At 63.8% G+C, this 21,564-nt stretch carries 17 protein-coding genes; 6 read left to right on the top strand and 11 right to left on the bottom strand.

The genetic code is table 11. From position 1 onward, the window contains the following. Positions 1-9: 9 nt before the first annotated feature. Together KDL28_RS20265 and KDL28_RS20260 are read right to left on the bottom strand one after the other, a co-directional pair. Entirely contained in the window at positions 10-339 is a 330-nt protein-coding gene (locus KDL28_RS20265) for a hypothetical protein (protein WP_252440989.1), read from the bottom strand. Continuing rightward, a complete protein-coding gene (locus KDL28_RS20260; RefSeq protein WP_252440987.1) occupies positions 336-728 on the bottom strand; it encodes a hypothetical protein in 393 nt (130 codons plus the stop codon). The genes KDL28_RS20265 and KDL28_RS20260 overlap by 4 nt, the downstream gene beginning before the upstream one ends. 682 nt (positions 729-1,410) lie before the next feature. On the opposite strand from KDL28_RS20260, the gene KDL28_RS20255 reads away from it, so the two are divergent. The 3 genes from KDL28_RS20255 to KDL28_RS20245 all read left to right on the top strand — a co-directional run bounded on the left by KDL28_RS20255 (position 1,411) and on the right by KDL28_RS20245 (position 2,984). Beyond that, complete coding sequence (locus KDL28_RS20255; protein WP_252440985.1) at positions 1,411-2,004, top strand: XRE family transcriptional regulator; 594 nt, start codon at positions 1,411-1,413, stop codon at positions 2,002-2,004. 35 nt (positions 2,005-2,039) lie between these two features. After that, on the top strand, positions 2,040-2,513 hold the full coding sequence (locus KDL28_RS20250) for an NUDIX domain-containing protein (protein ID WP_252440983.1): 474 nt from the start codon (positions 2,040-2,042) through the stop codon (positions 2,511-2,513). Positions 2,514-2,579: 66 nt separating this feature from the next. After that, positions 2,580-2,984 (top strand): hypothetical protein, encoded by a 405-nt coding sequence (locus tag KDL28_RS20245; protein ID WP_252440981.1) that lies wholly within the window; start codon positions 2,580-2,582, stop codon positions 2,982-2,984. A gap of 3 nt (positions 2,985-2,987) precedes the next feature. Here the strand turns inward: KDL28_RS20245 and KDL28_RS20240 are convergent, their stop codons facing one another. Further along, positions 2,988-3,539 (bottom strand): HD domain-containing protein, encoded by a 552-nt coding sequence (locus KDL28_RS20240; RefSeq protein WP_252440979.1) that lies wholly within the window; start codon positions 3,537-3,539, stop codon positions 2,988-2,990. Between the two features lie 141 nt (positions 3,540-3,680). Between KDL28_RS20240 and KDL28_RS20235 the strand changes: the two genes are divergently transcribed. Both KDL28_RS20235 and KDL28_RS20230 read left to right on the top strand, forming a co-directional pair. After that, the gene (locus KDL28_RS20235) at positions 3,681-4,418 is read left to right on the top strand and encodes an XRE family transcriptional regulator (RefSeq protein ID WP_252440977.1); all 738 of its coding nucleotides are present in this window, start codon (positions 3,681-3,683) and stop codon (positions 4,416-4,418) included. A gap of 258 nt (positions 4,419-4,676) precedes the next feature. Then, the gene (locus KDL28_RS20230) at positions 4,677-4,856 is read left to right on the top strand and encodes a hypothetical protein (RefSeq protein WP_252440976.1); all 180 of its coding nucleotides are present in this window, start codon (positions 4,677-4,679) and stop codon (positions 4,854-4,856) included. 118 nt (positions 4,857-4,974) lie between these two features. Here KDL28_RS20230 and KDL28_RS20225 read toward each other — a convergent pair whose 3' ends face one another. Together KDL28_RS20225 and KDL28_RS20220 are read right to left on the bottom strand one after the other, a co-directional pair. After that, positions 4,975-7,731 (bottom strand): class I SAM-dependent DNA methyltransferase, encoded by a 2,757-nt coding sequence (locus KDL28_RS20225; protein ID WP_252440974.1) that lies wholly within the window; start codon positions 7,729-7,731, stop codon positions 4,975-4,977. Continuing rightward, on the bottom strand, positions 7,728-11,168 hold the full coding sequence (locus tag KDL28_RS20220; protein ID WP_252440972.1) for a helicase-related protein: 3,441 nt from the start codon (positions 11,166-11,168) through the stop codon (positions 7,728-7,730). The genes KDL28_RS20225 and KDL28_RS20220 overlap by 4 nt, the downstream gene beginning before the upstream one ends. 464 nt (positions 11,169-11,632) lie before the next feature. On the opposite strand from KDL28_RS20220, the gene KDL28_RS20215 reads away from it, so the two are divergent. Then, positions 11,633-12,679 carry a restriction endonuclease gene (locus KDL28_RS20215; protein ID WP_252440970.1) on the top strand — a complete coding sequence of 349 codons (1,047 nt, stop codon included), beginning with the start codon at positions 11,633-11,635 and terminating at the stop codon, positions 12,677-12,679. A 1,087-nt stretch (positions 12,680-13,766) separates the two neighbouring features. Here KDL28_RS20215 and KDL28_RS20210 read toward each other — a convergent pair. From KDL28_RS20210 to KDL28_RS20185, 6 genes are all read right to left on the bottom strand, one after another. Further along, entirely contained in the window at positions 13,767-15,815 is a 2,049-nt protein-coding gene (locus KDL28_RS20210; RefSeq protein WP_252440968.1) for a GmrSD restriction endonuclease domain-containing protein, read from the bottom strand. Between the two features lie 502 nt (positions 15,816-16,317). Then, complete coding sequence (locus KDL28_RS20205; RefSeq protein ID WP_252441120.1) at positions 16,318-16,755, bottom strand: very short patch repair endonuclease; 438 nt, start codon at positions 16,753-16,755, stop codon at positions 16,318-16,320. A 149-nt stretch (positions 16,756-16,904) separates the two neighbouring features. Continuing rightward, the gene (locus tag KDL28_RS20200; RefSeq protein WP_252440966.1) at positions 16,905-18,110 is read right to left on the bottom strand and encodes a hypothetical protein; all 1,206 of its coding nucleotides are present in this window, start codon (positions 18,108-18,110) and stop codon (positions 16,905-16,907) included. Beyond that, positions 18,107-20,194, bottom strand: a complete 2,088-nt coding sequence (locus KDL28_RS20195; RefSeq protein WP_252440964.1) for a hypothetical protein — start codon at positions 20,192-20,194, stop codon at positions 18,107-18,109. The genes KDL28_RS20200 and KDL28_RS20195 overlap by 4 nt, the downstream gene beginning before the upstream one ends. Beyond that, complete coding sequence (locus tag KDL28_RS20190; protein WP_252440962.1) at positions 20,184-20,996, bottom strand: hypothetical protein; 813 nt, start codon at positions 20,994-20,996, stop codon at positions 20,184-20,186. The genes KDL28_RS20195 and KDL28_RS20190 overlap by 11 nt, the downstream gene beginning before the upstream one ends. An 85-nt stretch (positions 20,997-21,081) precedes the next feature. Then, positions 21,082-21,564: a Pycsar system effector family protein gene (locus KDL28_RS20185; RefSeq protein WP_252440960.1), complete on the bottom strand. Its 483-nt coding sequence runs from the start codon at positions 21,562-21,564 to the stop codon at positions 21,082-21,084.

Genomic DNA, 21,564 nt, shown 5'->3' with positions numbered 1-21,564 from the left:
GGTCGCCGGTCATGGGCGCCTGCGCCTGGAGTCGTGGACCGCGCGGATCACCTGCGTGACCGCCAGCAGACGCGCCACGGTCACACCCGCGAACAGCGCCGGCAGCCCGAGCGCGACCGCCCACGCGACCGGCGACCCGGTCAGACTCACCACGGCCCACTGCGCACCCGTGATCACACCCGCCGCGACCACCGTGCGCGTCAGCGCGCCCGAGACCCGGGTGACCTCGCGGACCGCTCGCTCCGACCGCCGCCCGGCCCGCGCCCCGGACGACCACACCATCAGGACCCCAAGCCCGGCCAGCACCGCCCCAACAGTGATTAGCTGCTCGCCGGTCACGGCGTCACCGCCGCGTCCGGACCCGCGTCCACGTCGTGCATCAGCTCGTCGCGCACGTAGTAGAGCGGGTCCGCCTCGCCGTCCCGCTGCGCCGCCACCGCCGCGCGCCCCGCAGCAGCCAGGTTCGCCGCACGCAACCGAGCCGCAAGCAGCGCCTGCAACAGGACCGGCACGTCGCCGACCGCGTCCAGCGCCGCGACCAGGGCGGCGAGCACGAGGTGCCGCCGGGTGTCCTCATCGTGGGATGCGCTGTGATCGCGCATCACCGCCGCAGCCGCCGTCCTTGCGGCGGCGTACCGCTCGACGATCGGCAGATCGGCCGCGGTCAGACCGTCCCACTCTCGCCCGTCCTCCTTCTCGTCCCGTCCGATCTTGCGACTGTCGGTCAAGGGCACCACCTCCTGTTCGTCATCGGGGCGCCGGTCGGCGCCCCGTTCCTGCCGTGCTCGCTGCCGCGCGCGGGCCTCACAGCTCGATCCCCTCGTCCCGTCGAGGCGTGCGGTTGCAGCGCCCGACGAGCGGACTGGCCGTGGTGCGGGCGAGCCGTGATCGGCTCACCCGGTGACGCGGCGCCCGGTCGTCGTGGGATCGACGGCCGGCGGTGCGGCACGCCCATGCGGCCCGCGCCCGGCACTTGCGGCACCGACCGCCGCGATCCGCGGTGGCGCCGCAGGCGCAGCGGAGCCGGTCGGGGCGGAGCGGGTCGGTCTCGATGCGGTCGTAGTTGTCGTCCGGATTGATGTTGTCCGTCGTCATGGCTGTGACATTCCGCCATGAGGCAGGGACGTCTTTACCCAACGGCCGGACACCGCGTGGATGTCCTCGGTACCTTCCCCGCAGGCCCGGGACGTCCCCGGGACGCTTTCGGGACGTCTTGCCTCCGGCAGTCGGCCCGATAGGGGATGGCGAACTCGGGAGTCTCGGGGCGGGATGGCGAACGAGAGACTGCGCACGGCACTGCTGCAGCAAGGCGTCACGCCGAGCGTTCTGGCCGACGCCGTCGGGGTGGACCCGAAGACGATCGAGCGGTGGATCAGCGGCCGCATCCCCTACCGGCGACACCGGCATCAGGTGTCTGCCCGACTCCGGGTCGACGAGTCGTACCTGTGGCCGGGTGCGCTGGCCGGCGATCAGGTGGCGTCGGCGTCGGAGAGCGAGATCATCGTCGTGCACCCGCACCGCTGGGCGGTGCCGCGCGACAGGTGGGGGTTTCTGTTCGACGCGGCTGAGCAGGAGATCGGCATCCTCGTCTACAGCGGCCTGTTCATCGCCGACGATCCCGGCATGCTGAGCCTGCTCCGCCGCAAGGCCGAGCAGGGCGTCCGTGTCCGGATCCTGCTCGGCGATCCCGACTCCACGGAGGTCGCGGTCCGCGGCGCGCACGAGGGCATCGACGATGCCCTCGCGTCGAAGATCCGCAACGTCGTGGTGCTCTACCAGCCGCTGCGCGACGTGCCCGGCGTGGAGATCCGCAAGCACGCCACGGTCCTCTACAACTCGATTTACCGCGCCGACGGGGAACTCCTGGTCAACCCCCACATCTACGGCACCCCGGCCGCGCAGGCCCCGGTGATACACCTGCGGCAGATCGCAGGTGGCACGCTGGTCAGCACGTACCTGGACAGCTTCGAGCGGGTCTGGTCCGAGTCCCGACCCCTCGACTGACCGACTCGACTGACCGACGAGGAGACGCCGAGACCGTGCGCCGGATCGACTACTACGACGACCCCGACGCGCCCCCGGCCAACAGCCTGGTGCCCTCGGCGAACGCCATCGTCGTCAACGACGCCGGCGCACTGTTGCTCATCCACCGCACCGACAACGACAACTGGGCCCTGCCCGGCGGAGCGATGGACCTCGGCGAGTCCCTTGTGGACACTGCAGTGCGGGAGACCCTGGAGGAGACCGGGATCGTCTGCGAGGTCACCGGCCTGGTCGGCATCTACACCGACCCCAAGCACGTGATCCTCTACACCAGCGACAACGAGGCCCGACAGGAGTTCTCCGTCGTCTTCACCGCCCGCCCCGTCGGCGGCACACCCACCCCGAGCAGCGAGTCCCGCAGCGTGGAGTGGATCGCCCCCGATGCGGTGAGCGAGCTGCCCATGGACCGCTCGATGCGCATGCGCGTCGAGCACTACCTGTCCGGCCGTCAGACGCCCTACCTGGGTTGACCGGCGCCGATGTTCTCTCCCGACTGGGTGTCCGTCTACGTCGACGGAGCCGCCGCGATCGGAACGATGGGCGCCTTCGTCGTCGGGTTCGTGCTGTTCCGCCGCGAGCACCGTCGCGAGGAAGCCCGCGCCGAGGACGGCCGCCGCTCGCAGGCGGTGAAGGTCAGCGCATGGGTCGAGGCCCAACGCACCGCGCAAGGCGGCCGAGAGCTGCTGTTCTCCGTGCACAACGCCAGCGACATGCCGATCTACGAGGTGTCGCTACCCAGTCCCGACGACGACCAGGACGAGTCCGAGTTCATCGGCCTCGTCCCACCCGGGCAGACGATCCAGCGCCCGGCGCCGCGGGAGTGGCTCGCCACCTACTACGCGCCCGAACCGGTCGAGATCGAGTTCCTCGACAGCAGCGGCCGGCACTGGAAGCGAGACGAGCAAGGCCGCCTGTCTCCCGCCGACGCCGAGTCGCCGTAGCGGTCAGCTTGCAGCGATCCGCGCTTCGGTCTCCGCCACCTGCGCACGCAGCAGCGGAGCCGCCCGCGAGATCGAACGGTGCACGACGTCGCCGGGCCCATACCGCGCGAGGATCTCCGCGATCCGCTGCTCAACATCGAGGGGACTGCCGTCCGGCCCGGTCGTCATGTCGCAGTAGGTCAGGGCTGAGAGAGCCGTTCGGGGGGCGTCCTCGATCGGGAATTCGGCCGCGAGCTCGCCGCCGAGTCCGCGTTCCTCAGCCTCGGTGACCGCGCAGGTGTGATGCGCAACGAGGGTCCAGAGGGGACGACTGCCAATGCCGGCGTCACGCAGGTAGCGGGCGCCGTCGAGTGGGTGGAAGCCGGCGTGCGCCAGCGGTGCGGCATAGCCGATGTCGTGCAGCCACGCCGCCGATTCCACCAGCGCTCCAAACTCGTCCAACGCCGGCCCGATGCTGGCCGCCTGCCGGGCAACGCCCTGGCAGTGCGCCCACCGCTGCGGCAACTCAGCCTCCAGCAGGGATCGGCACAGCTCCCGCGCGTCCACGTCCGGCACCGACCGAGGGTAGGGCAGACGGGACGCGAAACCCCACCGCCACGTCCCCCGACCGTCACGGAAAGTCCCCAAACGCCCACTCATTCGAGGGACGTCTTGGTACGTCTACTGCTACCGTCGTGACGTCAGGGGAGGCCGCGAATGTCTGACACCCGCGCCATCGGCGAACCGCTGCGCCGCGCCCTCATCGGCGCCCGCATCCGCGACGTGGACGTCGCCAAGTCCCTCGGCGTCGACCCGAAGACCGTGCAACGGTGGCTCGGCGGTCGCGTCCCGCACGCCCGCCACCGCTGGAGCGTCGCCGACCTCCTCAGCGTGCACGAGTACGACCTCTGGCCCCACCTCGCCGACCTACCCTCGATCGACGCCGAGGTCTACTCCACCTACCCCCACCGCAGCTCCGTCCCCCGCCAGATCTGGCGCCGCCTGTTCGAGACCGCCGACAGCGAGATCGGCATCCTCGTCTACAGCGGGCTCTTCATCGCCGAAGACGCCGAACTCCTCCGCCTCCTCAGCGGCAAGGCCCGCTCCGGCACCACCGTGCGGATCGTCGTCGGCGACCCCGACAGCCCGCACGTCGACCAGCGCGGCCAGGACGAGGGCATTAACGGCGCGATGGCCGCCAAGATCCACAACGCCATCCTGCTCTATCGGCCGCTGCTCGCCGCCGGAGCGTCGATCCGCCTGCACTCCACAGTGCTCTACAACTCGCTCTACTTCGGCGACGACGAGATGCTGATCAACCAGCACATCCACGGCATCGCAGCGGCCTACGCCCCGGTCCTGCACCTGCGCCGCCGCGTCGAGGACGGCATCTTCTCGACCTACGTCGAGAGCTTCGAGCGCGTCTGGGAGCCGGCCACGCCAGTCACGCCGTAGCTGACACCGGGACGGGACCGGGACGTCTTCGGCACCGGGCGCACGTCCTCCAACGTCTCAGTCAAACGGTTCATACGTCCCCGCAGTCGGACGAATCTTCCGCACTGTGAGCGGAGCGAAGCGCGACCCCATCGCAGCCCTGGCGGTGTTCCTAACCGGCCAGCCAACCGCGGTCGCCCGACTGCTCGCCGACCACGTCGACGACGGCCGTGGAAACTGCCGGGTGTGCAGCATCGGCGCTCAGCGAGGGAACCACACGTGGCCGTGCTCGCTGCACGCCGCCGCCACTGTCGCCACTCGCCGTCGGCGGTCGCGGTGATCGGGTTGGTCGTGATCCTGCTCGGCTACCTTGCGCTGATCGTGTGGGTCTGCTGGTGGGCGGGAGCCGAAGAGCGGGCCGAGTACCGGCGGGCACTGCGGGAGCGTGGCCGCTACTGAACTCCGAGCAGGGCACCGCGACCCCGACCCGGCGCCCTGCTCGGTTCCATGAAGCATCGACCTTTCGCACGCTTTGCCAAGTCCGCCGAGTAGCGATGCGCAGATCTATACGCCACCCCTATCTGACGCCTCTTGCTAGCTCCGCGTAGCGCTTAAACAAGAGACTCTGCCGCTCCTCGTCGCTGCGGCACAAGTCAACCGAGCCGAACGCTCGATCAACCAACGAATCAAGGGCGCCGTGGGCCTCCTGCAGATCATCAGCCATATTTCCCGGATCGTACTGCTGTGACAGCGATAGATCCGACGCCAATTGACGTGCAGCGACTATCGCCCGGCCTGCACTGATGATTTCTGCGCGATCGACATCGGCCAGTAGCGGCAAAGGCAGATTGTTCCACACCATCGTGTTCGAGAACCTCAAGTCTGACTTTATGCGCCCACCAATTGTGCGCTGCCATGTCATAAACATCGACGACGACAAAATTGCAAAGAGCAAACCTTCAGGATCAGCAGCAGCGAAGTTTGCATCCCCGCAGATGACATCCGGATCGAATCGGCCGACCGTGAAGTAACGTCGACTTTCGGATACATGACGCGGTATGCCCAGATAGGGAGTCTCCGGTTGGCGGCGTTCACCGAAAAGATGGGGAGTAGCGGCAAGCTTATTGGTCGCCGCCCGCTTACTGCGAAGACGCAGATCGCGTACCGCCGCAACTCGACGCCGGAGCACGGCCGATGACTGAATCTCGTCACGTGAAGCATCGACTAGCCAAAGACACCATCGAGCCTTGCCATTAATGAGCTCATCGGAGCCCACAAACCGGCGAAGATACCTTACCGCAATTGAATCGCTCTTAATCTCGTCAAGATCGCTATCGTCAACTAGCAAGTTCCCGCCATCATTGGCCATCGATCCAAAATCGCACTTACTCAAGGAGCGACTTAGTACGCTGCGCCGCTTCGTAATCAAGACCCAAGGCGCGTCGACCAGATAGGCATTTATAGAGCTAGCCCGAAGTTCGACCGGCGGCTCAGTCGGGCGGCGATAATCAAAGAGGCGCGGACGGGTGACTTCTCGCGCGAACCCCACTATGACACAATGAACCGCCGCCTTACCAGCTGCCTCGGAGCTCCATGCGAAGATTCGGTGCGCGAACTTAATCTTCCATCCACGCCTAGCTAGCGGCGCGAACAAGCTCGCCGCAGAGGCGCCGCGACTAACAGAACTGGTTGAAACGAAAGCCCAGCGGCCATCGCAGTTACCAAAATAAGTCATCGCCTGCGCGTACCAGCCGGTCACAAGATCGAAGTCGGAGTCATAGTCCGCACCCCACGCGTGCTGCAGATCCATCGCCTGGCTTTGACTCTTCAGCCTCGCGCCAATGAAAGGGGGATTACCAGCGACAATAACTGACGCCGTCGGACTACAGATTTCAGACCAATTGAGGCGAAGCGCATTACCCACAACGATACATGCCTGCCGACTGATCGGCAAGCGCTGAGGAGCCTCACCAAAGCGTTCCTTAAGACGAAGATCACACTGGCGGTCGACCAAGAACATTGCCGTTTCAGCGATCTTGGCTGGCCATTCGTCAATCTCGATACCAAAAAAGCTGTCAAGTGTGACTTTTAGATCGAGTGTTGGATCAAATGATAGCTGCGAGCTTCCGTCGATTGTCTGCAGTGCGACCATGATGTCAAGTTCAATGGCACGAAGCTCGCGGTAAGCGACAATGATGAAGTTCCCACAGCCACACGCAGGATCGAGGTATCGAATATCACCGAGCTTGGACCAAAGAGCATTCAGGGCATTCGCCTGCTTGCGCGGCGTATCCCGCTCCGTAGCCCGATCAAACTCCGTTCGCAACTCATCAAGAAAAAGCGGATTAAGCGTCTTCAGAATGTTTTCTTCTGACGTATAGTGTTCACCAAGTTCTCGGCGCGTCTGCGAGTCGCGAACAGATTGAAACATTGATCCAAATATCGCAGGACTGATAGTCGACCAGTCCACCGCCGAGGCCTCAAGGACAGCATCCCGGAACTCAAGGCCAACCTCGGGCATCTGAATTTGCTCTTCGAAGATTCCGCCATTGACATACGGGAGTGGAGCCAGCTCGCCCGCGTATACTTGCCGCTCTGAGCCGTGAGTCGTATTCAATACCTGAAACAACTCGTTGAAGCGCTCGGCCATGTTTTGACCATCACGGGCAGTGTAGTCTTTGATGAAATCCTGAAATAGATCCGCAGCCCACATATCAGTGTCGTCGCCAAAAAGCAAGAACAAAATCCTTGCAAGGATGACCGATACCTCATGGTCGCGCTGCTTCGGATCCGCATCTGACGCGTAAGCTCGCTCTACAGCGCCGTACATTTTGGCCATCAGCTTCGACGCGCGTTTCGACTCGTTTTGGCTTTCGACGTCAAACGCACTTCGGACCTTCGTAAGGACAGCATTGACATCGAGTAGAACGTCGTCAGGCAGCCTAATTGCATCGAGTTTGGCCGCGAACCTGGGGTCAGGTGTCCCAGTCTTGTGGACATGGCGAGCAGGTCGAGAGACAACTCCCGCCCCCCTGTTAGTTCGGGATGGCCAACGCCAGGCCTGCTTATCCTCTTCATGAAAAATCACGAGGCGATTCGTGGTTGTCTTCGCGATGAGCTGGTCTAGCTTGGCTTCCACTGCCGTGCCTGGCAAAGACGGCACTTCCCACACCCTCAAGCCTCGATACGACGATACGTTAGTTGCCGTCAAAGTCTCACCATGCTCGACTTCAAGGATGATCGGCGGAAGATCGGGCGCACCCCAATTCAGGTCGAGCCTGAACATCTCTCCGTAGTTACGCTTCTCCGACTGCGCGACCAGTTCTTCGCTCAACGGTCAACAACTCCAATCGAACAAACGATTTTGATCTGATCGTTTTCGCTTGACCCGATGACCAAGCGGTCCTCAGCATGCAGTTCATTGACTAGATCAGCGAGATCTTGTTCCGCATACTTGCTGCGGCGTGCTTGACGCAGGCGCGCACTCGCGTATTCAGTAAGTGGCCGCTCATTCATGGCCGCCAGCGCCTCACCAGCGTCTTGACCGAAGATGGTTCCTCCAAGTCGCTCGACTGCCCACTTTCGGATACCTCTGAGGTTTCCTACTGCGACCATCTCCGTTGCAAGTGTTCCTCTTACCAGCTCCGTCTCGCGGTCGAAGTGGTCCTCGCGAAGTTTTTCGGTCGGAGTAGTCTCTTGCGCTCGGAAAATGTGGAGCGCTTCCAGTGGAGTCAAGAGACGATCTACGAGAGTACCATCAGAGCCGACGTAGGAAGTGGCGAACGCATCTACGCCTGAGGTAGTGCTAGCATAACAAGTAACGCCCGTCCTGGATTCGTGATCATACGGTGCTCGCGTACTGTGCACCATGTCTTGCATCCGCAGGACCTTATTAGCGAGTGCAGGTTTCTCGTCTCTCAAACGTGACCATACGAGCCACGCTTCGCTGACGGCATCTGCCTCGCCCTCAGAGTCGTCAAGCTCGTTCTCATTTGGAATCGAACCCTTGTATAGGTCGTCAAGGACATTGACCTCGTCTTCACCACCGAAGAAGCGCTCATCCGAGCCAAACGCCGCGGCATTGTCGCCGAGACGCTGCCGGATCCGCTGACGCAAACGAATCGCCTGCTCTACCTTCTCGTGCGTGATCATGTAGATGTAGACATCTTCCGATTTTTGACCGACCCGATCGACCCGGCCAGCGCGTTGAATGATGCGAATGATCGCCCATGGAAGATCATAGTTCACAACCACATGAGAGTCTTGCAAATTTTGCCCCTCCGAAAGTACGTCGGTTGCAATCAAGACGTCAACTGGCGCATCATCTTCGGCCACTATTCCTGCTTCGTCTCCTGGGAGTCGGTTGCTCTCAGGCGAGAAGCGGTGGGCCATACCTGCCGGATCTTCGCTGTCACCGGTTGCCAGACCGACATTCTTGATGCCGGCATCGCGTAGAGCGTCGGCAACATACCTCGCCGTGTCGCCGTACTCGGTGAAGATTAGAACTTTATCGGTCGGATGATCTGTTCGAAGAAGATCGACTAGTGCATTCACTTTCGAGTCGGTACTGGCGTCCCACGCTCCGAATCTCTCCAGCAGCCCGGTAATTACTTCGTTGTCGTGCCCTAGATCCTTCCGCAGGGTGGACCTGAAGACTTTGGTACTAATCCACTTTGTGGCTGCAGGCAGCCTACGCGTGAGCTCGTTGTACCGGGTCTGCATGCCACCGTATAACTCTGCTTCATCTTCGAGATCTTGGTCAGTAACAGCGAACTGCTGGTCACTGAAGCTGCCAAGGGGGACATCAAGACCATTATCAATCGCGTAGATAAACAACTCGTTGCGGGCCCGTTGCCGCTGCAGACTCAGGATGAACGAGTGACCAGACGACGAGAGGCGCTTGAAAAGTCCCATCCTGACAAAGCCACTCACGTTACCGCGACCTGCCCGGATGTCAGAGAGTATCTTTAAGTCGTTGGCAGAGTGTAGCGCCCGCGGGTTATCATAGTCGGCAAGACGGTAACGAGGTAGAGTCAGATCTCGAATTGCGTCGAGCGTCAAATCCTCCTCCATCATCCGGGCCGGATCGTCCGCGGAGAAGTCGTGACTCAGTGGCTTTGAGATTCGATTCGGGAAGTGGAATCGGTCGCCGTTAGCAAACTGGAGGTACTCTCGCTCAATCGCCTTTCCGTCAGGAAGAGAAACAATCTCCTTCTTTGCGGTTCGCTTGATGAATGAGCGTGTGCGCCGAACGAGATGATCGCTCATCAAGCGCTTCCAGTCTTCCGGTTCTTCAGATCTGCGAAAAGCGGCCAATGTCGTTATCTTGCCATCGACCTTGTCGGCCAAGGTTGAGTCAAGTGCCATCGCCGCTGTGGGCTGGATGCCCAGGTCCTGATCGTCGTCCACATACAAGCCGATTTGATTAGCGACATCAGTAAACGCCAGATTATACGGGGTCGCGGTCAACAGAAGAACTTTAGACCCATTCCTGCGGATATACTCACCGATAGCCTCTGATGCCTTGGTCGAACTGTTGCGCAAGTTGTGGGACTCGTCGCAGATTATCAAGTGAAAGCGCTTCATCTCTGGGAGTTTCTTCTCGGCTTGCGAGTACGGAACTACGCGCGCACCAGCAAGTCCGTAGCGGTCGAGATGCTTCTCCCACATCTGCTCAAGGTTCTTCGGGCAGAGCACTAGCGTCGTGTAGTCCTCCGCTGCCTCAAGCATTAGAGCTGTTGCGACCGCGGTCAATGTCTTGCCAAGTCCGACAACGTCCCCCAGCATCGTTCCGCCACGCCGGACGATGCGCCGTGCAAGAGTCCGAACTGCCGTCTCCTGATAGTCAAGAAGAAGGCTCTGCATTGAGGGCGGCAGGACGTATCCCATACCCTCGCGCGCGTCTTCAGACAGACTGTGACAAACCTTGAGATACAGCTCGTACGGAGTGGGCTGCGTATTTGATGCCCAGGATTCCTCGACCAGCTCGATGACCTCTGCAGTAATCTTGAGAGAGAACTTGTTCGTCCAACGGTCCTCGAACCAAGCAGCTAGTTTGGCGGTCGCATCCTGATCTACAACGTCAATATTTAATTCGAGGTTCCTATAGAACCCTGCAGCTGTCAGATTAGAAGAGCCGACATACGCTCTCTGTTTCTGAAAGTCATTCTCCGGAGCGTGAAGGATGTAAGTCTTGCCGTGCAGGGCCGAATCCGTGAAGACCTTCATTTCTACAGCCCCAGATTTGAGGTGAGCGCAAAGTTGCTGAAGAGCTCGCTGCTCAGCTTTAGACGGCACCCCACGCATTAGTTGAGTCTGAAGGTGCTTCACCAACTTCTCTTTGGCTATGATCGCCTTCTCGACACTATTTACGTCGGCGCCATACTTGGGAGGCTGCGTGGCATTTTGCAGAGCCGAAAGCATTGCCGCTGAATCGGAGGGCATAACCATGCCTACTAATACGCGGACCAGCGGCCTCTCGTTCTGATCGAGAGCTGCGGACTTAGTATCAACAATATCGGCCAAGCTCGACCACCCGCGAAGGTCAAGATATCCCGTCGCCACGTCGAGTGAGTCGAATATCGTCAAACCTTTCTGAAGCTCTGGCCCTAGTCGGCCCTCATCGCTCAAATTGTCGAAGATCCGCGGCACTAGTAACCCTTCTCGTTCAGGCTGGCGATAAATATCAATTTGCGCTGCTCCGCCGTCGGCCTCTTCGCTGGGTCGACACGTGCTCTTGCCATATTCGCGATTAGATGACTGACGGAACATCGCACAGTAGCGATAGGGCCGTCCTCACGACAACGGCAGATGTCGACCTCGGTACCGTCCGCCTCAGTCACGCACAGAGCTTAGGCCTGAAGGGCCTGCTCGTCGGTGAAGAGCTGCGTGTGTTGCCCCATCAGGCCGAGATGCGACGACCAGCACCGCCAACTCGCCCGGTTGGGAGGCCTGCTGGTCTTCGCGCAGGTTGACGGTCAGCGGGTGATCCGCGACGGGTGCCGAGGCGGTCGTCAGGGGCGCAGGCTCTCGCGAGCGCACGATCTGCTCCTGCGCGGCCCGACGGAGCCGGGTCACGTGACCGGCCACCACGTCGTCCGGGTCGAGCAGCACCTCCTGCCGCGCCAACCGACCGAAGATCGCGTAGTCGGTGTAGATGGACTTGATCGTTCCGCCCTGCCACCCGCGCGCGCCCTGGCGCTTGTTCTGATCTGGCCGCCGCGCCCCCGTCAGCCATGTCGCCCGACGATGTCGGCCCCAACTGGCAGGATGTAGATATGCCAGATGCCTTTGAACTGCCGTCACATGCGCGAGCGATCGAGCTAGCAGATTCTGGCGTTCAGCTTCGAGTAGGAAGCTACTGGGATGGTCGACTCGACGACTGGATCCAAGCCGTGCGACAGGCGCAGGACCAGGAGCATGAAGTAGGCCCCGACGAAGCCTTGCACTACTGGTCTTTTCCCACGCAAACGCTGGCGACTGAGTACCTCGCACTGGCGCCGGAGCGCGACGAGGATGAGGTGATGGCAGTGCTACGGTCATTTCTATTCCGACCGGCAACATTCGAACATGACGCGGACATCCTGTACTATATGCTACACAACAAGGAGAAGTTTCGGATACTGTCATCGCTCGAATACGGAAAACGCCTCCTTCGAACTATTGCAAACGTTGAGCACGCCCAACCAGGAGTGCGGTGGGTAATTGACCTCCTACCCGACAGTCCGTTCACGGCACGCGATGTCATTCGCGCCTACCTGAAAGCCCACATCATCGGTCTCGCCGGCGGGCGACGCGATGGCCTTCACGACGCTATCGCGCTAATCGAGGCAAGATGGATAAGGGGTGCCCCGGAGGTTGAGCGAGAACATCTACTGAATCTCAGTCCACGAGATTTCGAGAGGCTTATTGCTCGCCTATATCGCGAGATGGGCTACTCTGTTCAACTAACTCCACCACAAAAGGACGGCGGGCGCGACGTGCTCGCCCTCCGACTTGAATCCGGACGGCGTCACACGATCTTTATCGAGTGTAAGCTTTATACCGAACCCGTAGGAGTACGGCGCGTTCGTGAACTGGCAGGCGTAGTCAGCACTGATCGCGCGAGTTCTGGCGTTTTAGTCACTAGCAGCCGTTTTACAAAGCCTGCTTTGCTTATGGCGGCAAATAACCCTCGACTTGAATTGGTTGACGGCGAGAAGCTACTCCTACTACTCAACGAGTACCTTGGGCCAAACTGGTGGGTTCGGCTCGGCACTCTACTGTGGTCCATCGGTGACTGATCTCACATCAGCCTCTACGCGTCCGTGCTTCGCATTGAGCACCCACGCTTGACAGGCAATGCGGCCGACTTCAATATGTGACACCTCGACTACAGGAGGTCGCGAACGTAGCGGGAAGCAGTTCGATCGGTTAGGCGAGTGCGATGCGTGTGGACAGTGCACAACTCCCCCCTCGGGCACACGATCAAGTCCCTGACCAGCAGTAATTCATCACCCTGATCATCAAGTTCGACAGGGGGCCTGGTCAGGGCCGTGAGGGTTCATGACCCCCACCGACTTGCTTCGACGCAGACGCTGCGGGCGAGCAGCGCGACGACGCGTAAGCACTTCGATCTCCCTGGCTGTTCTGAATGGATCTTCGTGCTCCCAGATCCTGACCACGTGCCACCCCGCCGCTGCGATCTGCGCGTCAGTATCACGGTCGCGGCAGGTGATGCCGCGGAACTTCAGGCGCCACCAGCCGGTGTTGGATTTTGGCCAGGTGGCTGTGCTCTGGACAGGAGTGCCAGAGGCACCCGGCGACGAAGACAGCGATCCGCGCGCCGCGCAGCAGGATGTCAGCGCGGCGGCGGCGACTACAGCCCGGTACCGGCCGATCGACCACGAACCTCAAACCGCACCGGTGCCAGAGCACTACGGAGCGCCAGCTCCGGCCGAGTGCCGGACCTCCTGGTCCGGCGCATGACCTGCGAGACAACCGGCGATGATGCTGAAGGGGTCGGGCCTGGATCGAGGTGCTGGTACACGGCACGAGCATCTCGGGGTGGACCGACAACCTGGAGTTGCCTGGACGCCGACATTTTGGCTGCCAAAGGGGGCAACGGTCCTGCCTCTCCGGCGACCACACTAGTAACGGTCTGCTGCATCATCGGTTACTACCGCCTCGGTTCGTCGACCAACGCCGACCCTCCTCCGCTAGTTCGCGTCGCAGGACCGATCGACGCCGTTCTGCCGTGGCCCGACCGCGACGCATTGAGACCTTCCGCGTTCCTAACGCAACTAGCTGTCGAACTTCGAGATTGCGCTGACTTCTCGATGGGCTAGTGCTGCGGCCGAAGCCGGATGCAGACCTACGACATTCTGAGGGTCAGTCGCGATCCTCCGCCACCATTGCCATCAGCTGCTCAGCGTCCATCCGTTGGTCCTGCTCAGCCCGACCCCACTCGTCGAACCGCACACCCTCAGCCAGTAGCACCTGGCGCGGATCGTCGGTGCGCTCGGGATCAGGCCACCGGAACTCCGGCGAGATGTGTCCACTGCGCTTGAGCACGCGGTGCGCATTCGGCGTCGTCACAGTAGCCAATCGCGCCCCCACAGCGACCTGGTGCGAGCCGATCACCTCGGCCACGTCCGAGTAACTCGTCCAACGTCCGGCCGGAACAGACGCGAGGACCTGGCTCATCAGCCGCCATCGCGGCTCGATCGGGTAGGCGGTGGCCGACTCGTCCGGGCCCGGCCAAATTGCAACCACCTGATCGGCGAGTGCGCGGCTGCGCGCGCGGATCTCCGCACGCCCCCACCGATCATGCTCGGCGATCGACCGGTTGGTCTTCAGCCCACTGTCAGCGAGTTGGACGCGCTTCACGTCGAAGTCGGAGTTCGACAGCTGCGCGTTATAGGCGGTGAGCGTGAGGTTGCCCAGCGTGTTCACAACCGAGGCGTGCACCTCCTCCGCTGTCTCGTCGGGATCGGCCTCGGCCGCCAGTTCGGTCAACCACTGCTGCGAGGGTTTCTGCGGCAGCACGTGCTCAATGCTCAGCGCAGCCAGGTCGAAGTCGATCTGCTCGCCGTGGCGCAGGTCCTCCTCCAGGTACCGCAGCACGAACCGCCGCTGCGGACCGCGACCGCTGAAGTAGAACGGCTCCACCAGCACCGACTCGCGCACCTGCTGGTCGGTCGGGAACCGCTTGCGGGGGCCGGACAGCACCCTCGTGATCGCCGCCGCCGTTGGGGCGTTGCCGCCCAACTCCTTGACCAGCGACATCAGGATGCGGTTGAGGTTGTTCGTGGGAATGCCGACGAGCATCCGGCGCACCAGGAAGCTCTCCACCACCCGTAACGCGCGGGCGCCCTCCTCGGCATCCACGAGATCGGCCTCGTGCGCTTCCAGCACGTGCAGCGCGATCGGGTGCACCACCGTGGACCCCCAGCGGCTGAGTCGGTCGAGCGCGGCGCGCAGCACCGGCACCGGCTCCTCCGCCGGCCGCAGGATCCGCCGCAGGAGCAGGGCCCGGTGGTGGAGCCGCACCACCCACGCCGCGATCTCCTCTTCCGAGAGGTGGTCGAGCCGGGCCTGCTGGAGTCGGTAGATCGCGGTCTGGGTCGCCTTCTCGTCCCCGGCCACGACGAGATCCAGCCACACGAGCTCGTCGAGCTGCGCGTCGTCGAGCATTGTCTGCAAAGGCAGCCACTGAGTGGTGTAGACGTGGTCGCCCATAGTCGGCAAATTCATGAACAGGTAATTGCGCAGCAGATCGGCCTGGGTGAGCGGCTGCCCCTTGTGGTTGAGCGACTCGAAGATCCGATGGACGTTGTCGTCGGCGTGCGCAGAGATCGACACCAAGGCCAGCCGGCCGGTAACGGTCTGCTCCAGGGTCGCGACATCGGTGTCGTCGTCCGGGTCGTCGAACTCGGCCAGCTTGGTGCGGAAGTAGCGGTAGGCACTACCGATCCGGTCCTCGCCCCCGGCCGCCGGGGCCCGCTCCACCAGCTCCATCCAGGACGAGCGGTCCTCCTGCGTGGGCAGCAGCCGATAGCGGTCATTGCCGGTGGCGTACTTGTTGACGAGCCGGTGCTCGTGGATCTTCTCCGCGAGGGTCCCGTTGGTCCCGGCCACGTGGTCGCGGAGGGCGCAGAGCAGCACGCTGAGCGTGGTGAGCCGCTGCTGCCCGTCGACCACGATCCAGCGGGTCAGCCCGCCGGCCGTCGTCGCCGGACTCGGGGCCAGGACGATCGAGCCGAGGAAGTGCGTGGTCACGCCACCGTCCCCGGCGAGGACCATCAGGTCGTCCCACAGCTGCCCGAGGTGGTCCTTGTCCTTACCGTGCTGCCAGCTGTAACGCCGCTGATAGAGGGGCACCACGAACTGGGTCTCGCCCTGGAGGAACTGACCAACTGTGGTCTCGCTCGCCTTCACGGCGCACTTCCTTACCAGAACCTCGCCGCGCGGTCCCCTGGGGCCGAGTCTCTCCAGCACGAACCGCGCCGATGGCGCTGCGCTTCCTCGCCGGCCACCCCACCACGGTGAGGATGCGCCGCTGCGAGTTCGTGGTCGCCTACATGGTGGTGCGCCAGCGGACGACCTGACGCACGCTCGCCGTCGGTGCAGCGCAGGACCCTGGTAAGTGGCTCCACCATCGGTCGGGCGTGCGCAGCAAGATCGGCCGTCGCGCGCTGTTCGCCTGACCGCCGCTACCGGCCGCCCTTTGGCGGCGACCGACGGGCAAATTGAGTTGCGGGGTTGGCGTCGAGAACACAGCCGGAACGACTCCTCGACGGCGGGTCCGGGCGCCAGCAGTCCTGCATTAATCCAGCAACATGCGTGTGGCTAGTGCGCAAGTCCCCCCTCGGACACAAGATCAAGCTGACGACCTGTGGTGATTCATATCCCGTCCGCTGAGTCTCGGCGAAGCGCCTGGTCAGCGGCGTGGGGGTTCATGTCCCCCGCCGACTTGCTTCGATGCACGACGTGCCAGACCGGCTGCCCGGTGGCGTACGAGCACTTCGATGGTCCGGGCTGCTCCAATCGCATCTTCGTGCTCCCAGACCCTGACCACGAGCCACCCCACCGCTGCGACTTGTTCGTTGGTGTCCCGATCGCGAAGGACGATGCCGCGGAACTTCAGACGCCACCAGTTCGTGTTGGTCTTGGGCAGGTGGCTGTGCTCAGGACAGGAGTGCCAGAAGCAGCCATCGACGAACACAGCGATACGAGCGCCGCGCAGCAGGATGTCAGCGCGCCGACGGCCGCTGCAGCCCGGGACCGGGCGATCGACCACGAACCTAAGGCCTCGCCGGTGCAGCGCGCTGCGTAAGGCCAATTCCGGCCGAGTCCCGGACCTCCTGGTCCGGCGCATCACCTGGGAGGTGACCGGCGACGAGGCAGGCGGGACCGGACCAGGATCAAGATGTTGGTACATGGCACCAGGGTCTCGACGCGGTCCGACACCGCTACAAGCGGAGCCATGAAGTCCCGGGCCCCGTCGACGCCCTCCCGTGCCGAATCTCACCGCTGCGGGTCTCCGGCAAAGTCGTCGTCCTCATCGCCCGCCTGGTCCGCCGCTGAGCTGGGAGCGCCGGTGTTAGAAGCCTCCGAAGGTTCGGACTCGGTGATGTGATCATGTGGCCGGCTCGCTGCCCACGATGCCTCATCGGAGTCGCCGTCGCGCCCGCGGAGCGAGTGAGCCAGGTCCCGCTGCCCCCAGCGCTCGACGAGGAGTGCAAGGTGGCGAGCCGCCCGGGCCCGATCGGCGTCGTTCTGCGGGAAGAGACCGTCGAGCAGGTCCCGTGCTGCATCCACAGGTGTACTCGGCTCAGCCGGGTTGTACCAGTGCTCGTCGTTCGCCGGCTCCGTCGTGCCGCGGGCGCCTTGGTCGGGGACCGTGCCGTCATGTTCCTGACGCTCCGCCGTCCACTCGTCGTCGAGCATCGGCTCAGCGGGCAGGCCTTGAGCGACGGCACTGATTCGGGTGAGATCCGGAATGCGCTCGACGGCACCGCGGATGTCGTCCTCGTGACGAGCAAGCCACCACACCAGCGCCGTGCCGGAACTCGCCAGGGCGTCCTCGCCGAGATACCGGCGGATCTCCTTCTCGTGCGCGCGCTCCTGCTCCCACAGGCGTACGTCCTTCTGCATCCGTTGCAGCTTCGTCAGTCGTTGAGAGTCTTCCTCAGCCAGATCCACACGCACATCGGTCGCCCAGACCTGCACCGCAGCCCGGGCGGCGACGAGGGGTTCGGACAACGCTGCTGCGAGACGATGAGCGGCCGTCGCGTGATCGACCGGCGCGATTGCCCGTGCAGCATCGATCGCCCGGTCCAACAACGCCTCCTGCGCATGGGCTCCCCGCCGGATCCGGCCCTCGGGCGAGTCGCCCGCCTTCTGCTGCCAGTGAACCGTGGCGGTGAAGTGGAACCGATAGGCAACGTCACCGCTCGCGATCGCGATGGGTCCGATCGGAGCTGAAGCGGGCGGGATCGGCGCAGCGGCGACTGGCCTGGGAGGCCCCATCGGAAATGGTTCGGGCTGCGGACCGCTCTTCCACAGAGTCCGGAAGGCGGACACGCCGACGACGCCCAGCAGCACCAGGACGAGCACGACGAGTACCGGCGTGGGCCATCCGAAAGTGCTGCTGAGCCACCACAGCAAGACGATGGCGGCCAAGCCCGCGACACCGTGGACCACGGCTGCTCTGGTCTGCTTGTCGTTCATGAAGGCTCCTCCGACACGTGCGAACCGGGTGATGGGGTGTAGGGCGCCAGGTCGGCAGACTGCAGAGCGACGTCGACGAACATGTCGTCCAGTGCGGCGACGAACCGGGCAGTTAGGTGGTACGCAGCCGAGCCGCCTTGCGTGGCGGCCCAGCGCTCGGCGGCTGCCTCCAGGTTGCTGACTTGGTCGAGTCGCCCGTCGCTCGCCGCCGCCACGACGGCGAGGATCCGATCGTCGGCTACGTCCTGCGCGGTGGCCAGCCACCGTTGCAGTGGCGCCTCCCATTCGTCAGTTCCGAGCAGCCAGGCATCACGCCAGCGTTCGACCAGCCTGGAACGCACATCGCGACGATCGATCAACGCAGCCGTTGAAGTGGGCGAAGACCTCACGAGGTGGCTGGGATCAACGGCGGCGAGGAAACTGCGGGCGTCGGACCTACGCTGCTGCCGCGTCGCGCCGCCGTCGAGGCAGCCGAGAAGATGGCGCAGACGCTCAGGCCGCTGGCCCACCACGGCCCCCAGCGCCTCGCGGGCGTTTGAAGCAACCCGCTCGTCACGGTGGGCGGCTAGGTAGCGCAGGCGGACGGTCGCCTGTTCGGGGTGGGTGCTGCTGATAACCTCCCGGCAAGCCGCCACGAGCAGATCGGCCAGCCGTGAGGAGATCGCAGGGCGGTTGGTGGCCCCGGCCCTCGCCCATTCGTAGCACTGTCGCCGGAACGCCCAGCCATGCCTCGGATCGGTCAGTCCGTGCTCGAGTGCGGCGCTGGCCAGGACGGTAACGGCACGGGTGCCTTCTGCCCATTTGCGCGTGATGTAGAAGACGTCGCCCCGCCGTCGAACCCGTAGTAGCTGTTCGACGAGCCGCCGGACGATTTCAGGCGAATCGATGCCGTCCTCGACGAGCACAGGACCGCACGAGAGAGCCCAGTCCCGGAACTCTTCGCGGATGTCCGGGAAGTGTGTCCAGAAATACGCCCGGACCGACGCAGCGGTGTCAAGACCGGTGAACCGGATGCGGCCCTCGCCGTCGATCTCGGCGTCGAGCGGCCCGAGCCGTTCACCGAGCCCGGGAGCCGCGAAGGCGGACGTCCGCTCCCGCTCTGGCAGGACCACCTCGAGCAGGCGGTTCGCCGCGGATGTCACGGTCTCCGTGAAGGACCCGTGGAACAGCGCGACTGCCATCAGCAGTGCGCGCGTCTCGAGATCAGGGGCGGTGCACCGGACGAGCCTCTCCGCGTCGCTGTCACGATTCCGCACTGCCGCGATGGCCTTGTCGAGCCACGTCCACCCTGGGCCGCTCGCACGCTGGTGTGCAACCGCGGCGAGTTCAGCGAGCCGGGCGATCTCCCCGATGCCGTAGCCGTGCACGACATCGGGCAATCCCGAATGCTCCGCATCGGGCACAGGAAGGTCGAGGTACGCGAAGTGGCTGCGCAGGACGGCGAACCCGTCCGGACGACCCACCGTGCGTGTCCGCCGCCGGAGCTCGGACCGCACGGCGCGCTGGTCCCAGGGCATCAGAACGACCGCCATGGCCTGGCGATCCACGACAGCGGCGAGATACGCGCCCAACGCGTCCTCTGCTCGCGCGAAGGTCGTGTCATCGATCGTGGACAGATCGACCAACAACCTGTCCCCGGCGACGATCTCCTCGCTGTCGAACGGCGGCTCGCTCTCGTCGCTCTCGGGGCTGATCGTCTGGACCTCCCGGCTCTCGCTGTCCGAGCTCGCGGCCAACAGACACCACCCGGCCGTCCGACGGCCGGTATGCGGGACCCCGGTGATCATGACCGTCTTGTCCCGCATCAGCTCTTGCTGAGCCTTGTCCCACCCTGGCGGAGTGACGAACAGTCGTAGCAGTTCGCCTTCGTCGGCACGAGCGAGCAGGACTGACCCCCGCCGTACCCGCTGCGGCGTGAAGTACCAGTTGACCACCTCCTCGTAGGTGATGGGACCGCGGTTGCCGACGAAGACACCGCGGGCGTCTCCACCGACCCGCTCGATCCCGGTCATGTCCGGTTTAGGCATGCGGTCCGTTTCGAGACGATCTCCGCGCTCATCGGCCGGTGTCGGATCAGCTGTCATCTCGACGCTTCCTGGGACGGGGCGACGGGGCGGGGTTTCCGGAGATCGAGATTCGACCACTGTTGCCAACGAACGTGTTCGTCGCATCTCCGCCGACGGATCCTATTCCGGTCATTCCGACGTCTTGGGCCGACTTCTTTCCGGCGTCGCCCTGCCGCGTATTCCCCTCAGCGCCCACCTCGCCACCCGACGGATCCTCCGCAGTGAGCGGCTCGATGCCGCGGGCCAGCAGATCACCCGACGGCACCGGGACCGCGAGCCATGCACGCTCCCGGTAGTTCTTCACCGCGACGTCGACCGGTGTGAAAAGCTCTCTGCTCAGCTCGCAATACCCACCGAGGACGGCGTCGGTGAACGCCCTGTCTGACACGATCGCTGCCACGCAGGTCTTCTCACCTGCTCGCGCCAAGGCTTGCTTCACCTCGGTCGAATCCAGTAGCCGGTGGGTGTCGACGCGGGACGTGCCGCTGCCGTCGGTCACGGGATCGTCCTCGGGATCGGTAATCGGACCGACGTGGATGCTCGCACGCATCCGCAGCGGCCGGGGCGGGTGACCGACGGGCGCAGTCCGATTCTCGTGTTCCAGTTGAGTTTGAAGGGCGTCGAGCAGTGGATGCACCAGTAGCGGAAGCGCCGGCGAAGGGTAGGCGGAGACATACGCGTCTCCGATGACTCGGTGCCAGAGCTCGTCGTCCCAGACCTCGCCGAGTCCGCATCGGCGGAAGGTCGCGGCCATGATCGGCTTGATGCGGCCCGTGACTTCGGCGTGAGCGGCCGCTTCGAACCCGCTGAAGTCCTTCACGTCGACGGCGAGGAGAGCTCGGTAAAGCGGTAGTCGCCGAGTGCGAGCCGAGTTGCCAGTCACATGCGCCTCCGGGATGTCGTGATCAACTGAATGCGGCCAGCACGAGCCAGCTGGCGAACGTGAGAACTCCGGCGACCCCTGCAACCAGCGCCGCGCGGAACCAGCCGTACTTGCGACGGGCGATACCGGCGAGCGTCCCTGCCTGCACCCACGCCTCGTTCGCGAGCTCGGAGGGAGCCGGACGGTCTCGCACGGCACCATCGAGGCGCAAAACCGGGAACGCGAGCCACCGTGATGAACCGGCGGTGCGGGGCCACAAAGCGATCACCAGCAGCACAACGCTGGCTCCGGACAACAGCACCGCGACGGCGACGAACCACAGTGCACCGAGGGACGACGCGCCGCCACCGATGGCGGCAGCCGATCCCGCTATGACTACGCCCTGTGCGGCCAGCAGGAGGCCGGCCTTCACGTCTGCCGCCGCGATGACCCGGTTGGTCTCCGCTGCGACGGCCATCGCAATGTCCAAGTCGCGGTCGGCATCAAGCCGGTCGCCGGTAGGCAT

It is taken from the genome of Pseudonocardia humida (assembly GCF_023898865.1).
Lineage (GTDB): Bacteria > Actinomycetota > Actinomycetes > Mycobacteriales > Pseudonocardiaceae > Pseudonocardia > Pseudonocardia humida.
Note: the sequence above shows the minus strand (reverse complement) of the source record. Positions and strands in the feature narration are given on the sequence as shown.

What these genes read in the sequence shown, in the direction of transcription:
- KDL28_RS20245 (WP_252440981.1), top strand. Translation starts at nt 2,580, where the DNA reads ATGGGCGCCTTCGTCGTCGGGTTCGTGCTGTTCCGCCGCGAGCACCGT.
- KDL28_RS20195 (WP_252440964.1), bottom strand. Translation starts at nt 20,194, where the DNA reads ATGACAGCTGATCCGACACCGGCCGATGAGCGCGGAGATCGTCTCGAA.
- KDL28_RS20185 (WP_252440960.1), bottom strand. Translation starts at nt 21,564, where the DNA reads ATGCCTACCGGCGACCGGCTTGATGCCGACCGCGACTTGGACATTGCG.
- KDL28_RS20200 (WP_252440966.1), bottom strand. Translation starts at nt 18,110, where the DNA reads ATGAACGACAAGCAGACCAGAGCAGCCGTGGTCCACGGTGTCGCGGGC.
- KDL28_RS20215 (WP_252440970.1), top strand. Translation starts at nt 11,633, where the DNA reads ATGTCGCCCGACGATGTCGGCCCCAACTGGCAGGATGTAGATATGCCA.
- KDL28_RS20205 (WP_252441120.1), bottom strand. Translation starts at nt 16,755, where the DNA reads ATGCGCCGGACCAGGAGGTCCGGGACTCGGCCGGAATTGGCCTTACGC.
- KDL28_RS20220 (WP_252440972.1), bottom strand. Translation starts at nt 11,168, where the DNA reads ATGTTCCGTCAGTCATCTAATCGCGAATATGGCAAGAGCACGTGTCGA.
- KDL28_RS20235 (WP_252440977.1), top strand. Translation starts at nt 3,681, where the DNA reads ATGTCTGACACCCGCGCCATCGGCGAACCGCTGCGCCGCGCCCTCATC.